Here is a 232-nt window from a genome sequence, read left to right on the forward strand (position 1 = left end):
GAAGGAGTAAGTTATAGACTTGGTATAGGTTTAGCAACAAACGCAGGAAGCTTAAAAGGATTTACTGTTGGAGGCCACGGAGGTAACAGCTGGGGATCATCAGATGTTGCCGTAATACTAGAAGATCTGGATGGAGACGGATTACCAGACAAAGTATTTAAAACAAAAAGCGGTGTTTATTACAGAAAGAATTTATCTGCTTCCGGTCAAAATTCTTTTGGAGAACTGCAAG

Annotated in this window: 1 protein-coding gene; it reads left to right on the plus strand. The window is 40.1% G+C overall.

Going from position 1 to position 232, the window contains the following annotated elements; translation table 11 throughout:
• Window positions 1–232: hypothetical protein (locus tag R0J87_RS25140; RefSeq protein WP_498889746.1), on the plus strand; the 232-nt coding region annotated here is incomplete at both ends.

Origin of the sequence: Halomonas sp. SIMBA_159, assembly GCF_046536035.1 — a bacterium.
Lineage (GTDB): Bacteria > Pseudomonadota > Gammaproteobacteria > Pseudomonadales > Halomonadaceae > Vreelandella > Vreelandella venusta_A.